Genomic DNA, 15,299 nt, shown 5'->3' on the forward strand with positions numbered 1-15,299 from the left:
TGTCGGTCATGACTACGATAAATAATGAGTCTAACAATTGGGTAGAAAGCTTAAGCAAGCGGGCGATAGCACTGGGCACTTTTCATGACTGGCCAAAACCTGAATTGGTGGGGTTGACAGATCAAGAGCGAGAGGAATTTCAGCTAAAGTTTTTGGCAATGAAACTCTACTGTGAAGGCCTACCAATAAAGAGCATCGTTGCTGCAACAGGTATAAGTAGGCAGTGTATAAATTATTATGCATCACGGTGCATGCAGTTAGCTCCTGATGGCTTGTGTTGGGGATGCCGCGCACTGCTTCCATACTTGCATACGAAGAAATATAGCAGGTCTAAGCCGGTGGTCTCAAAACTTCCTGAAGCTCAAGGCGGATACTCGGGGCTCCTGGGTGCAGCTTTAAAAAAGTATCCAGAATTAGAAGATAGGTTTATTAGAAAAGTTCTTTCTTATTCAGATTCAGATTCTGAAAGCGAGTATGCCATCCGGTCAAAAACGTTACATAAGATATTTCTTACCTTGCTTAAGGAGTTCGGTGCTCAAAAAAATGAATGGCCCTTTAACACTTTGTATCAAGGGCAGCGCACGATATATGACTACATCAAAAGTATAAAAGAAAGCAATTTTAGTCGTGTTATACGCCTTGAAGGAACGCGCGAGGCGAAAGCACATATGGCAGTCGGAAAGGGATTAAGGCCTAGATTGGTCTATACTGAGCCATTCGACGCTGTTGAGATTGATTCTTATAAAACCGATTGCCACTCCTCAATTCTAATGAAATCGCCGAATGGAACTTATGTCCCTAAAAGAATTAGCCGAATATGGGTAGTTCTCATGATTGATTGTGCATCGGGGGCGGTGCTGTCTTATAAGTGTGTTTTCAGATCTGAGATTTCAGCCACCGACGTGGTTGATGTCATGCGCTATTCTGTTGTCGGGCAGCAAAAACCAGAACCAGTTATTGAAGGACTGATATATCCCGATGGCAGTGGGGTACCTAATGAGGTCATTCAGCAGTGTAAAGGAGCGTTATTTACAGTCGTAAAATTCGATGGAGCACTGGCTCACTTATCGGAAAAGGTTACAAATGCTGCAAGAAAAGAGTTGGGCTACTTCTGGACGGTGGGTGCTCCCGCGCACTTTGAAGGGCGACCATATGTAGAGCATTTATTTGGTTTGCTTTCCAATAACGTATTCTGCCGGCTTTTAAGTACAACGGGCCACGGCCCCAACAATGGCCGCGCGGAAAATTGCGAGGAGATGGCGACGCAAGCCCCGATTCTTGTTGAGCACTTACTTCATCTACTTGATGTTGAAATAGCGCAGCATAATACAAGGATGAGCGAAGGTTTATTTTTCTTGTCACCGTTAGAATTTATCAGACAAAAACTGGAGAAGGATAACCATCACTTTATGGTGAGGATGTTACCGGATGCCAGTGTCAAGGGGGATACTATATTGCAAATGAAGAAAACAGTTAATGTTCGTGGTAGCAAAAAAAATGGCCGCCACCCTTATATTCAGTTTATGAAAGTTCGTTACACGTCAAGCTATTTGCACGATGCATGGGCAATGATTGGATCGAAGGTTGTACTGCACATTGACGAAAACGACTTAAGGTTCGTAACAGCATTCACGATGGAGGGTTTTTTGCTCGGAAATCTTATTGCAGTTGGGAAATGGGCAGATACCAAGCATGATTTACGAACCCGAAAAGCCATCAACTCAAAGGTGGCGGATAGAACGTTGCAAGTCAGCCTTGAGCAAGATCCAGTTCTAGCTTATCTGGCTTTCTTAAGTAAATCGAAGAGCAAAAAAACCATAGCTATTTCGGCCGACTCTGCAACCGAGGCGAAGCGCGTAGCGAGCGAGGCGGGAGCGCCATTAGTAGTTTCCGACTCCGTTAATAATCCAATCCCTTCTCTGGAAGGGAAACCGTTGGAGTTTTCGGACTCATTAATCATTGGAAGAAAGACTCCTGACCTAAACGAGCTGCTCAGGAAAAAAAGGCTAAAATAATGACATCTAAACAAGAGTTTGATAGGGAGGCTCATCTAGAGAGTCATCCGATTGTGAGTACTTTTTATACACTGATTACACCGATGATTGCCAAAGTCTATTCTATTTTTCGTGAAAGAGTCTTCTCAAGACACACAGGCACCTTTTTGTATGCTCAGCCGAGAATGGGTAAGACAAGGTGCGCTAATGCCGTTAGAGACCTACTGGCCACCGAGTTTCCCAAGAAGTATGTCCTGTACCATACCGCAGATGGAAACAAGTCAGCTCATTTGACTCGCGATTTAATTTTTGGAGTAGGGTTGTACAAAAACCCAAAAGAGTCATATAGCGCCTTGATTGAAAAATTTATCCTTCATGTACGTGTTGAAGTGGAATCAAGAGGGGGTAGGCACTTTGTAATAATCATTGATGAAAATCAACTTTTGTCGATAGACAGTTGGAATGAGTTGCTGGTCATTCATAATCGTTTGGAGGAGCATGGTATCAGTATGACGACGCTAGGGTTCGGACAGGAGGAGATACTTGAAAGACGAAATTTATTTTTCGGTCTTGGAGCAACCAACTTGGTGGCTCGATTCTTAAGTGAGCCAATTCATTTTGACGGTTGCTTGTCTGAGGCCGACTTTGAAAGCATACTCAACGAGTATGATTTGAATAAAGAGTACCCGCTTGACTCAGGATGTACTTATACTGATTTCTTTTTGCCTAAGGCATTTGCAGCAAATTTTCGAATGACCAGTTGCAAAAAGATCATCTGGGCCGAGTTAATGAATATAGCAGGGGAGAATGGACCGCGCGTATTACCTCTCGAACATATCTTTCGTGTGATTGAAAGGATTTTAATGCGCTCCCGCCATTTGGATAGCTCGGAGTTTAAAGTCACGGAAGGTATCGTGAAGGAAGCTGTGGGTGCAAGCTTAATTGCTGAATTTGTATCGTTGATGCGACAGGCCCCAAAGAAATAATCCATGAAACTCACATATGGACACTTTAACTATATTCCATTTGAATCATCGTGGGGGATCCTGCTAAAAGCAAGCGCCTTAAATTTTGCGCGCCCGTTACAACTACTCAACGAGATTTCACGATTTCAGCAGTCTAGTCGTCCTGTTCAGTACTGGAGGGGGCGTGACATTGATGACTCCAAGCTGGCCGAAGCGCTTTCCCTGCCATATCCTGCAGTCAGGCGGGCTTTTATCGATAACTTGGTGGAATGTACGCCATTCAATTCGATGGTTTATATACGACACTGCGCAAAGTGTATCGCTCTAGGTTACCACTCAGTGTTCTTTCTTCTCCAAATGATAAAGCGGTGTCCTTGGCATAATCTACCACTTGAGCTATGCGTGCCTTGCAGCAATGCAATGAGGCTAGGACTATTTTTTTCTCCATCAACTGGAGGATTCGGCGCCAAGACGCGCTGCGATCATTTTGTTTTTGAATCTTCCGGGTCCGTCTACCTGAATAGCACTACTCCAGAGCAGAGGAATAAGTATGCGGAAGTTGGCTTAAGGATCGAAGCATGGCTTCATGCTGCGAGTGCAATGAAGGATCCTGTAGTCGACTACGCGGTGTCTCTGCTTCACGCCGCCAAAGTAGAAAGCACGGACTTTAACGAGCAAGCGCAGTTCGTCAATATCGGTCTCAATTTCGCGATCACCGAATTACGAGGATTCCCCTTTCCTAACGCAATCACTATTCGACCCATCCCTCCTTATAGAAAGATCGGCGCTATATACAGCCCTCAAGAGGCTACAGATTTTGATCTCAGTGCGCGAGCAGTATACGTTCGATACCGGTGTGTTCGTCGATACCTATACAAGACGTATGTGAAACCGCATTTGGATTGCTATAGGTATCTGAGTTCCCTAGATGCTCAGAGTCGACATGGTCTCGACTGCCAGTGCGCCTGTACGGTGTCTGCGGCGTTTTTGGCTTGGCGTTTAGCGTTGCACTATCGATTTCCTGCTGATGGGCGCGCGATCAATCTTACTACACCGAGTTGGCGTTTCCGTCCGACCTCTCCACGTCAGATTATGACTCTCTGGATAACGCAGTTTTATGCTATCTGGACCGGTATTGAATCCAGGTGCGCAAATTGCAACCGAGACCGGGACCGTTTTTCGGTTGAGCTGTCGGGTGGAGATTCCCTTATGTTGGGGGCGGATGTCATCAGCATAACCAGCGTTGACGTAGATAAAAGTTCTGATGTGACCTGCTTGCACGTTTGCTCCGACTGGCTATCTCGGCAGAGCGATAAGCGATGCAGTATGAGGTTACGCGTTAGCGACCAGAGTAATTTTCACGCAACTGAAGCCGTCAACAGCTGGTCCTACACACCCGAACCGAAGACTTTTCTACGCTTTTGGTATGGCAAACACAACAAAATAGGGCGCCCATCGCCATTTGTAGCCGCAGGTTGACGTAGATTCACCTGCTTTAAAAGACGTTTGTCGTTCATCCGATAAGGGTGGCTGCAGGCAGGTGTGACGGTTGTTATGAAATGCCTTCAAAACTGCATTCCATTTCTCACCTATGGCTCTAGGATAGCCATTTGCACATCGATGCCAGCCTCGCTAGTCTAGGAGACTTTTTTCACTTTTTTCACTTTTTTCACTTTTAACCGCAGAGCGGGGTTAGTGCTTAGCGTTGTGTTTTTTGGGGCGACGACTGATCGATAATTGCCTGGTTAGCCAAATCAACGGTGCCCAATATAGCTTCCAGCAATCCAATATGTACCGTACTAGCGATTGTATAGTGCTCGGTTCCTTTAGACTTCCCATTAGGCTTTACCCCCTACACTGGTCTTTTTGAGGAGTACGTATTTCACGCCGAGTATTTCTTTGCAGTGTCTTTTAGCCCTTCGCTAAGTAGATGGTACACACAACCTGATCTGTGACGTCGTCCGTTTGCCCTTGTGTGTAGAGGCGGTCACCTAGCACTCTATAGATGTAGGATTTCGCTTTCCCTGGGCCGTTCCCCACCTCCGTCAATTCCAAGAGAGGCTCCATCAGCCATCGATCGGATTTGTTGACATAACTTGGGCTGACCAACTGAACATCTTCCACCCATGCTGTAGATGTTTTCTCAGTCAAAACGTTCTGCAAGGTCTCTACCTTGGACAGCATCAACATTTGGCTCATCTGCAGTCCATCCTCATGATGAACCAATCGTACGTAGAACCAAGGCACATGCAAGCCATGCTCGATGTACGACCATAGCTGTACGTCCTCGCCGAGAAATGCCGGCCTGGGTATTGCCGCATCCCGTGTCGTTCTAAACATACCACCGAAACCCTAGCGAAAATGAACACTATAGATTGTAGCTCTAAAGTGGTCGTTGCTGCCTTATAGTTCCTTTTGCGAGTTGTGCAAAATGGAGCTAAACCAAGCATTCGGACTGGCGCTGCAGCGCCTCAGGAAAAGCAGCGCGCTTACTCAAGAGGACTTTTCGACCGTCAGCAGTCGTACGTATCTCAGTACGTTGGAGCGCGGTCTCAAGAGCCCTACGCTGGAGAAAGTAGGGGAGCTGGCCTCAGTGATGGAAATCCAACCGCTGACGCTACTCGCGTATGCCTATTTGCTACGCGATGAAACGTGCAGTCTTGAAGGAATGCTGGCTCAGGTCTACGGTGAGCTAACGGCGCTCGCATCTGAAGGTTGAGCGAGGCGACCGATCAGGACTAAGTCAATGGCGACGCTCCTGCATGCGGAGGAGGTCGGTGCCTAGCATGAGGTTGCGTGGGTCGAGCCGATATGGATGCACTTGCCCAGTGGAGCGCGGATGCCGGTGAAGCCTTCGGGTGAGTGGCCATGCCGCCAAGCCTTAAGGCTTGGTTCCGCCAAAGCATATTTATTTATGTGGAGGAATACGATCTTATGATTTAAGAGTTCCTGCGCCTATTTTCTCTTGCTAAAACAATCATCCAGCGCACATTTCTAATGGCAATGCATCATTGCTGTGCTTGGTGACATTTGACATCGCAGCGGGGTTTTAAGTCGCCCTATCCAAGTCTAGAGAGCTCTAAAGTCAGGTATCAACGTCAAAATTTGACTAGACATATCCAAATCAATAAGCTTAAAGAGCTTGCTCTGAGGTTCGTGGGTGAAAACCTCCTCTCGGAGACACTTGAAATAAAAAAAAGCCCATCAACCGATGGGCTTTTTTTTGCTAGCAAACTTCTGGAAACGTTCGGTTCTACTGGGCGATCAAGTGTAAGCGTCCGGCGAACACACCTTGAGTAGTTAAACGAACGCCCACCTGTGCGGCAGCAACTGCGTCAGCCAGCCGCACATCATGGACGCAGCGCGAAGACTGCAATTTTAAAAGAGCGCGCTAAATTGCTTAGCTAATGGCACTCTGCTAGCGTCTCCTTACTTATAATCTGAAGGGAATCGTATGGACGCGCAGGGACAGGTACGCATCTGGCTACTTGAGCAGCCGGACTGGCTTCAGGAGGCTGCTGATCGGCTGCTTAAAAATGGTGATCTCACCCAGGATGACATTTCCCAGATTGCCGCACTGTTAAAAACGCCGTCAGGGCAGGCCGTCTCGAAACATCGAACATTCGATGAGCTAATGTACGCTCCAGCTGGCTCTGTGCTCCGATTGCGAAGCATTGCAGACGTCACAGGAATTGAGAGCCTTGGTCCCAGGGTGCCTTTAGACTTTGGCACCGGCAATTTAACGGTTATCTACGGGCATAATGGCTCCGGCAAGTCCTGTTACACGAGGATTCTGAAAAAAGCGACAGGCAAAGCTCGCGCCAGCGATCTCAAACCAAACGTTTTCCAAGCGGCTCCAGCTTCCAGCAAATGCACCCTCAGCTTTGAACTGGATCAGTCATCGGAAAGCGTTGAATGGCATATCACCCACGCCGCGATTGAACAATTGCGGGAAATAGACATCTTCGATAGTGAAGAGGCGCTCCATTACCTGAAAAGCGAAAGCGCGGCCACGTACAGCCCGCCCATCATGGGTTTGTTTGAGAAGCTGGCCAATGCGACTGATTCGATTAGGGACACGTTGCAGGCTGAACAAGATCAGCTTGTGAGCCAGCTCCCGGCTATCCCCGCTACCCTCAAAGACACGAGCGTCGGTAAGAGCTATCAAGGCCTTAGCACGTTGGCACCATCAGCTGTCGATAATCTTTTACGCTGGACTCCAGAGAACGCAGGTAGCTTAGAAGCGCTCAATGAACGACTGAAGACCAGTGATCCCTCATCGCTTGCGAAACAGAAGCGCGACACCTGCGTCCAAGTAACCAATATCGTCAAAGGCATCAAGATAGCCGTGGCGGCGTTCGGCGCTGAGCAGATCCAAACTATCCGCACTCAACGATCGAACTCCCGTGATAAACGACGTATTGCGATCGAAGGCGCGCAGGCCAAATCAGCGATTCTAGAAGGCGTCGGTACGCCGACATGGAAAGCAATGTGGGAGGCGGCTCGCGCATATTCCCAAACGCCGTATCCGGATCATCATTATCCGGTGACCGTGGACGGGCGCTGCGTGCTCTGCCATCAAGAACTATCGGCTGAAGCCCAAGACCGACTCAACGATTTCGAGCTGTTTGTACAAAGCCGCCTGGAAACAGATGCAAAGGCTGCCGAGCAAACGTACAGCGAAACTCTCCGTACGCTTCCTAACAGCCCGACGGAGGCCGAGGTACAGACTCAGTGCACTGCAGCAGCTTTGACCACGCCTGAGTGGATGGCAGCAGTGTGGGGCTTTTGGAGAGGTGTCGGAGAATCGAGGAAAGCCCTACTGGATCACGAGCAGTCAGGCTTGGCAGGTACGGTTCCCGATGTAGCCGCGAATCTCCTTGTACTTGAACAATTCGCGCAGCAGTTGACTTTGGAAGCAGACCAATTCGATCAAGATGCGCTTCAGTTCGACAGGCCGAAAGCTGTCGCTGATAAAACGGCATTGGAAGCTAGCCAATGGGTTTCGCAGCAAAGTGAAGCAGTCAGGAAGGAACAGAAGAGGCTCAAGGACCACAAGCTGCTCGACAAGCTGAAGACTAGTGCAAGCTCTCGTCGTATCTCTAACAAGGCAACCGAAATCTCCGAAAGCGTGGTTACCGAGTTATACGTCAAGCGCTTCAATGATGAGCTGCGTGCCCTAGGTGCCACCCGAATTCAGGTTGAGTTGATAAAGACCAGAACCACTCGGGGTAGAGTGCTTCATCAGCTCAAACTCAAAGCTCTCAAAAATGGTGATCACTCGCCTGACAAAGTGTTGAGCGAAGGTGAGCGTAGGATCATATCCCTTGCTGCTTTCCTGGCGGACGTTACCGACAAACCAGGTGTCGCCCCTTTCATATTCGATGACCCAATCTCGTCGCTAGATCATGATTTCGAATGGAAAGTCGCATGCCGCTTAGCTGAATTGGCTAAAGAACGGCAGGTCCTTATTTTTACGCACAGGCTCTCGCTTTACGGAGCGATGGATGACGCTGCCAAGAAAGTTGGTGATTCTTGGAAGAAGGATAACTTCCAGCAGATGTGCATCGAGTCCTTTGGTGGAGCATCAGGACACCCTGCTGATCAAGCAGTGTGGAATAGCTCGACGAAGACCGCAAACAACATCCTGCTGACTCGCGTCAGGGATGCCAAGAAAGCGGGCGAAGATTCAGGTGCAGCTGCTTACTATGCGTTAGCTCAAGGTATCTGTAGCGATTTCAGGAAATTAATCGAAAGGTCGGTTGAAGATGACCTTCTGTTTAAAATCGTCGTACGCCATCGGCGCGGCATTTCCACAGATGGTCGTCTGCCTGCCCTTCTCGGGATCACCCGTGAGGATCTTCAAAAAATTGACGAGCTGATGACCAAATACAGCTGCTTTGAGCACAGCCAGTCTGATGAGATGCCGGTACAAGCTCCAGAAGAGCCCGAACTGAAAGCCGACATTGAATCGCTAAAGCAGTGGCGAGATGACTTGGAAGGCCGAAGGAAAAAGGCAGCTTAAATTCAGAAGCCACGCAGTACAATTATCTGATTGCGCCGTTTGGCGAGCGGCGCAATCAACACGATTAACGGATCAACCGTTCGCAGATGAGGACTTGGGGTAACCGTCCGGGCATCCCACCTTGAGCAGAGGTGCTAACGATTTACTGATCGTTGCGCTCCGGCGACTCACCGGAATTGCTTACCAAAAAACCAGCTAAGTCCTTAGCAGCTTCCTCCGCCAGTAGCATTGACGCGAATCATTGGGCAAGGCCACGAATGAAACACGCGCAGCCGTCTGGATCCGAGGCTGGCCGCTTGACGGTGATGGATTTATCACCCAGACGCAGCGAGATGATCACATCTCTTCTGATGCTCGCCTTGGTACCGCTTTTACCGGAACGAAAGCCGGCAAGGTTGCAGGCGATTGATCCCGGTAGGTCGGTAGCCACTTGCGGATCACGTTGGCATTGATGCCGTAATGGATGGCTACGCTGGAAATCGTCGCTCCGGGTTGGAGGCATTCCTGGACGACCTGGGCTTTGAATGGTTTGGGGTAGGAGCTTCGTTGGCGCATGGAAATCCTGGCGATAAGGGCGATCGCGTCCGCTTAAAAATACGCGGACACGATCGTCCTTAATGCTGGGATTTTGAAGGTGTGTTCGCCGGGCGCTGACGATTTACTACTCCCAGACAGACGCTGAACATTGAGCAAGATGTGTTGGGCAGACGCTTACGCCTGGGCTGGCTTGGGCCTAATCTTAACGGGCTCAACCCACGCGGTCCGGTTCGCCGGGCCATCAAGGAAACAGGAACCCGGCTAAGAAAAAACGCAACCCGTACGTAGTAAAGACTCTGGAAGAAAAATGCCAGGCAAAGATACTTCGACTGGCCAGATTTACGGATTGCATCTAAGACACGCATAAAGGAGGGAGCGTCAGAACGGCATCCAGTCTGTGTGGGTCATTTGTTCACCTTCAAGTGTCAGAAAGCACTGGGTAAACATATCGGAGCCAGGCTGCACCGTGTTAGGCACCTCAAGTTCGCTCCATGGAATGACCAGCTGGATCAGTACGCTTTCCCTATCAGTGGACGGGGTCGCCGTGCTACCCACAGTGACGTAGCCATTCGGATCGTTAAAACGATTTTGGGTGTCGACGAGGTAGGACGCCTTATCGGTTGCAAAATAACAGGCTATACCAGCCTCCTTGTCCTTCATCCTGGCTAAGTCTGCTCTTCCCAAAATCTGGAGCCAGAGTTTGTTGTTCGTATCTTTTACACGACGCGTGTAAAGGTCGTGAAAGAAAAGTGACGGTGGAAGCTTCCCCGCGGGGGTGGCGCTGCCGGGATTTTTAAAATCAAAACCTTCAGAAAATTCCTGGGGCTCCCAATTAACGATTGGGCCACCGTCCAAATCAGAAAAGTTCAGCCCGCCACCCTTGTTTGGTTTTCCGGCAGTTGTTGAGCTAGCAGCTTCAGTGGTGATGGATGGCTTGCCTTCACCAGGTTTAACCGGTGGTGGCGGCACACCTTGATAGCCTGCCTCGGCCAAAACTTTGATTTGTCGCTCAATGAAATCTGGTGCACAGGTCATCACATCACCGGTCGTCCAAACACACGCCCCCTGTGCGAGCCTTAGTTTTAGTTTGCCGGTTTGAACGGTGATACCTCCCATCTTGATCATTGCCGTGTCTTGGCCAATTTTGATCTGGGTGGCGCCGGAGGAAACCTTCACGTAGTCCTTGATTACGATCGGCCGCTCACCGGTGATGGTGGGCACGACCTCTTTCTTGATCCATTTGAAGATGCCGGCCTGGGCGGTGCCAGTTGCAGACAGTGCAGCAAGCACTACGAACGCAGTAGTCCAGTTGCCGATTTGTTTTTTGCTAGCCATTCAAACTCCTGGTCAATCGTCTGGTTGGTCGGCCCGCGCCTGCAGTCAGTTCGAGTGTAGCTGGCCAAATGTGCTGGGGAGAAAAGGTGTCGGCTTCTGAAATAAATGCGACATCTGACTGGCGAAAGCCTCAATCGACGGCCTAAGATTTTCGAAATACATCCGACGGCTGATGGTAATTAAAGCCACTTGCTTAAGTCCTGACCGTATTTAGTTACGACAGCCTAAGGAATTTTCCATGATGCAACGCCTAACCGACGAGGATAACCCTAGGACAACCCTTCTCCTAAATGGTGATGGACGCGCAGTTGGCCTTTTTGGGGCCTGCGAGGATCAGCAGTTGCAGGTCACGCAGCTGATGCGTGCGACCTTCCTGGCGGTGCAAGAAAAGCCTGGGACTTGAACCTCAGTACTTCACCTTGTAAGTGGGTGAATCATCCAGACGCTGGTCGCGTCGATCATAGATCCGCGTCGTGCTGATGTTGGCATGCCCCAACCTTGGCGATATGGGCCCAATGCTCCAGGGCATTGGTCGCAGCCGTGGCACGCAGCCCGTGCACGCCCAGCCCTTCGACGTGAATACCCGCCGCCTTGGCCCACTGCGCAACCACCTTATATATGCCAGGTACAGGGCTGAATCGTTCCAAGCATAGTCGATACTTGAGTGTGTGCTATTGGCCGGCTGCTGCCGTTCACCAGAGGCAGCGTTGGATCGATAGCCTGTCGTGCATTTGTCGGCGTAGGGTTTCGGCTAACTACCTGTGTCGAGATTGGAGCTAGTGCCTGATGAATGACTCATTGCGAACGACTGAGATATGCCACGATCCAGACGACGACAGTGGCGACCTTATCGTCGATTTTTCCCCCGATGTCCCGGCGTATGATCTCAGCCTTGGTGAGTCACAGGATCTTGAACTGGTCAATGAAGCTATTGTGCTCAAGACTATCCGCCATGGAGATAGCGAATCCTGAGTAATTTTTAGCCCTAGTGACGCTTGCAGTGAGCGGTTTGGATTGAAGGCCATCAAGAGGCAAACCCAAGACAGATCTGGCGCGGATTTTCACTTGCACCTTACAGTCCAAAGCTGGTCAGTCTCGCGGTGTAACTCTGGTTCATCAAATCGCGCCGCTTTGCCCAGCCATGATCTTTAGGGACGCTTGCCATTCGAATCGTACCCCGCCCGTCGAAAGTTGACCCCATCCAGTACGCCTAGCCACTTATTGGCAGTGACCGGCTGTAAGAGGGGAAAAAAGGTCGTCTTTGAGCTCACCAGATCGTCTCAAAACCATCAGAAAAACCTCAGCTTTACTGTATTAAGCCCGGTCGGAAAAGAAGACTATCCGCCTCAGTAGAAGCCTTGGTTATCAACCGAACATCGTTGGTGGATACCACATCCTGCTCGAAATCGCGCTCACTATCTTTAAGGTCAGCGCCCCCCCTGATTAGGCGGGCCGAGAAACGCAGCGTCAAGCAGGCAAAAAGCAGTACTGGAGCGTGAGTGGTCAGAGCTATGCAGTTAGTTGCAAAAAGGCCCAGGCCTGACAGGCCGAGGTCAGTCGTCAGCATCTGATTCAAGGGCCTTTGCTTCTGCATCCCCCGGCAGCGTATCAATGACGCTTACGCTCGTGCATGCTTTTAATAAGCGCTCCACATCCTTTGCGCTGTATCCATTGGCTTCAATGACGACCGAGCCATCTTTTACTTGGACCATTACGCGTCGGCTTTTCCGAGCCTCGACCCAAGAGATGATCACTTTAGCAATGCCGTTCCAAGGCATAGCATCGCTCAGCGCTGAGATCATCTCGGCAAAACCCGAAGCCTGCGGCTGTCCTGAAAACTGCATCACGCTGGAATGGCGAATGGAGGCATCGTCCAACGCCGCAAGAAAAGAATCCCTACTGTGCTTAAAAAGAGTGAAGCGGATCGCGATTACAGTCTGGTCACTCATTGGTACCGTCCCTTCAGACATAATTTTAGAAGCGGCATTCCGCGTCCATGGCAATGGTACTCGGGCACTCAATCTCTAACAGTACTCAATCGCTTCTATACGCTCAATCTGGGTTTAGGCTATGGCATTGGCTATCTATCATCGGCAGCAGCGGTATTTACTGCAAATTTCAGCTAGTTGGTGCCTAGCTTCGGTTTCACGAAAATCCCGGCTAATTTCACCAACTAAGCTACGCTTTATCGTTATATTGGTTTCGCAAGACAGGGATCGTCAAAGCATGAAGCGACTACTTCTCCTAAGTGGCCCGATGGCCAGTGGCAAGACGTCGGTTTCCGCCGTCCTCCAAAAACTCCATGGATTTGTTCCGATCAGCAGCGGCTCCTTTCTGCGTGCGCACCTGGCTGCCCGGAGTGAGCCACTTGATCGTCATAACCTCCAAGAACTCGGCGACTCTCTCGACAACGCCACAAACTTCTCTTGGCTCATAGACTCTGTAGCAAACCCAGCCATCCAAGCTCGGCCGGACGTCGAAAACTGGCTCCTGGATGCTGTCCGCAAGCCCCGGCAGGTTGAACTGTTCCGACTCCGTTTCGGCAGTGCGGTGAGGCACCTGCACATCATTGCGCCCGAGGCTGTCCTGCAACAGAGGTACGCTGCACGAAGCGCTTCCCATCTTGACGAATATAACGCCAGCGTTTTGCATCCCAACGAGCAGAGTGCCCGTTCGCTCTCAGGTTTTGCGGACAAAGTTCTCGATACATACACGCACACCCCGTTTCAAATTGCGGATCAAATATTAGGAATCTGGGAGATGTAGCGCATGGAAACTCGTCAGATCGTAGTGATCAGTGGCAAGACCTGTAGCGGCAAGAGCGGTTTGGCCAGTTTGTTGGAGAAGGAATTTGGCTTCGACGTGGTTTGCGATCGTCGAGCCATTGAAGATTCCGAGTGGCGCCTTCGCGTGGCGCAACCCGACATACCTGATCGTCGTCACGAAGCGAAAGACGCTGACCAGTGGATGCTTCGGGAAACCCAGGTAGCGTGCGAGGCGGAGAAGGATGGCCGACCGTTAGTGGTGGATCACCTGAATACGCTTGCGCAGGTGCTGCAGTTTCGACAGGTCTTCGGTGCAAACCTGGTGCATGTACACCTCTACGCAAGTGACCCTACGCTCCATGGCCGTTATGCAAAGCGAATAGAGGGTGAAGCCAATCCTTTGTCCTATGGCGAGGTCAATCAGCTCAAGGATCAGACAGAGATCCAGGCGCTCAAGGATGATGCCGACGTTCGTATTTACACCGAACGCTCGGACTCAAATGACACGCTGGTGCGGGTTGCCGCTCGGTTGCATCTGTACACACCGCCTGAAATCAGATGCGTGGATGTGCTGATTGGCGGGCAGTATGGAAGCGAGGGGAAGGGCAACATCGTCGCTTATCTCGCGCGCGAGTACGACGTGATGATTCGCGTCGGTGGGCCCAATGCCGGACATACGGTAGCCAGTTCTGCCGGCCCTTACACTTACCACCATCTGCCTTCTGGGTCGCGGGACGTGACAGGACGACTGCTTCTCGGCCCGGGCATGACGATTCATTTGCCAGGGCTTTTGAAAGAAATCGAGGAGTGCGGTATCGGCAACGATCGACTATTCATTGATCCCCAGGCCACCATCATTGAGGAAGAAGATATCGGGACAGAGAGAGGCGGGCATCTGGTCTCAACAATTGCATCAACAGGGAGCGGTAGTGGAGCAGCCGCTGCTCGGCGTATTTTGAGCAGGGGTAAAGAGATCCGGCTCGCACGAGATGTTGATGAGCTTCGTCCATACGTCGGTACTCCTGGGAACTATCACGGCTGCACGTCAGACCGTTTGGAAGAGGCCTACCGCAGCGGCCATTCCATATTGCTGGAGGGAACGCAGGGCAGCGGGCTGAGTATTTTTCACGGAGATTATCCTCACGTGACGTCCAGGGACACGAATGTTGCGGGATGCTTGGCTGAGGCTGGTATATCGCCCAGCAGGATCCGCAAAATCTTGATGGTCATTCGCCCCATGCCTATTCGTGTAGGCGACCCCGATGGTGAGGATGGACATACCTCCGGGACGCTCAAACATGCGACGACCTTTGATGACATCGCAGCGTTTGCGGGCCTTGAAGCGCAGGCGCTGAACACGGCAGAGAAAACCTCCACCACCAAACGCAGCAGGCGAGTCGGATGGTTCGAATGGGATCAATTCCGAAAAGCATGCGCCCTGAACGCTCCGACGGATATTGTTCTGACGTTTGCCGATTACTTGAAGTCATCCAATAGCAAGGCGCGCAGGTTCGAGCAGCTCGATCCGGACACGATCAAATTCGTCGAGGAACTCGAGCGCGTTTCTCAGGCGCCTGTCTCGCTTATCAACACCCGCTTTTCCAGAGACCCCCACGCGAGCGATTTACGCTCTCTGATTGATCGGCGGAATTGGACTGCACGTTCTGACAGGAGATAA

General features: G+C 50.5%; 10 protein-coding genes and 1 pseudogene. 7 read left to right on the forward strand and 4 right to left on the reverse strand.

Features of this window, described 5'->3' with window-relative positions; translation table 11 throughout:
* The first annotated feature begins 8 nt into the window (after positions 1–8).
* The 4 genes from P3C29_RS24065 (at position 9) to P3C29_RS24080 (ending at position 8,984) form a co-directional block, all read left to right on the forward strand.
* Positions 9–2,015, forward strand: coding sequence for a hypothetical protein (locus tag P3C29_RS24065; RefSeq protein WP_275965631.1), 2,007 nt, complete (start codon positions 9–11; stop codon positions 2,013–2,015).
* Entirely contained in the window at positions 2,015–2,980 is a 966-nt protein-coding gene (locus P3C29_RS24070) for an ATP-binding protein (protein WP_275965632.1), read from the forward strand. Before P3C29_RS24065 ends, P3C29_RS24070 begins: the two co-directional genes overlap by 1 nt.
* Positions 2,981–5,390: 2,410 nt before the next feature.
* The gene (locus P3C29_RS24075) at positions 5,391–5,678 is read left to right on the forward strand and encodes a helix-turn-helix transcriptional regulator (RefSeq protein WP_275965633.1); all 288 of its coding nucleotides are present in this window, start codon (positions 5,391–5,393) and stop codon (positions 5,676–5,678) included.
* A gap of 735 nt (positions 5,679–6,413) precedes the next feature.
* The gene (locus P3C29_RS24080) at positions 6,414–8,984 is read left to right on the forward strand and encodes an AAA family ATPase (RefSeq protein ID WP_275965634.1); all 2,571 of its coding nucleotides are present in this window, start codon (positions 6,414–6,416) and stop codon (positions 8,982–8,984) included.
* Between the two features lie 336 nt (positions 8,985–9,320).
* Here the strand turns inward: P3C29_RS24080 and P3C29_RS24085 are convergent, their stop codons facing one another.
* From P3C29_RS24085 to P3C29_RS24095, 3 genes and pseudogenes are all read right to left on the reverse strand, one after another.
* Positions 9,321–9,539 (reverse strand): transposase, encoded by a 219-nt coding sequence (locus tag P3C29_RS24085; protein ID WP_275965635.1) that lies wholly within the window; start codon positions 9,537–9,539, stop codon positions 9,321–9,323.
* Positions 9,540–9,899: 360 nt separating this feature from the next.
* On the reverse strand, positions 9,900–10,856 hold the full coding sequence (locus P3C29_RS24090; protein WP_275965636.1) for a hypothetical protein: 957 nt from the start codon (positions 10,854–10,856) through the stop codon (positions 9,900–9,902).
* 406 nt (positions 10,857–11,262) lie between these two features.
* A pseudogene (locus P3C29_RS24095) lies at positions 11,263–11,479 on the reverse strand (site-specific integrase); the annotation flags it as partial.
* Between the two features lie 163 nt (positions 11,480–11,642).
* On the opposite strand from P3C29_RS24095, the gene P3C29_RS24100 reads away from it, so the two are divergent.
* On the forward strand, positions 11,643–11,828 hold the full coding sequence (locus P3C29_RS24100; RefSeq protein WP_275965637.1) for an AbrB/MazE/SpoVT family DNA-binding domain-containing protein: 186 nt from the start codon (positions 11,643–11,645) through the stop codon (positions 11,826–11,828).
* Between the two features lie 581 nt (positions 11,829–12,409).
* Here P3C29_RS24100 and P3C29_RS24105 read toward each other — a convergent pair.
* Positions 12,410–12,805: a hypothetical protein gene (locus P3C29_RS24105; RefSeq protein WP_275965638.1), complete on the reverse strand. Its 396-nt coding sequence runs from the start codon at positions 12,803–12,805 to the stop codon at positions 12,410–12,412.
* A gap of 277 nt (positions 12,806–13,082) precedes the next feature.
* Between P3C29_RS24105 and P3C29_RS24110 the strand changes: the two genes are divergently transcribed.
* On the forward strand, positions 13,083–13,622 hold the full coding sequence (locus tag P3C29_RS24110; protein ID WP_275965639.1) for an AAA family ATPase: 540 nt from the start codon (positions 13,083–13,085) through the stop codon (positions 13,620–13,622).
* Positions 13,623–13,625: 3 nt separating this feature from the next.
* Positions 13,626–15,299 (forward strand): adenylosuccinate synthetase, encoded by a 1,674-nt coding sequence (locus P3C29_RS24115; RefSeq protein WP_275965640.1) that lies wholly within the window; start codon positions 13,626–13,628, stop codon positions 15,297–15,299.

It is taken from the genome of Pseudomonas sp. 1912-s, from assembly GCF_029269205.1.
Lineage (GTDB): Bacteria > Pseudomonadota > Gammaproteobacteria > Pseudomonadales > Pseudomonadaceae > Aquipseudomonas.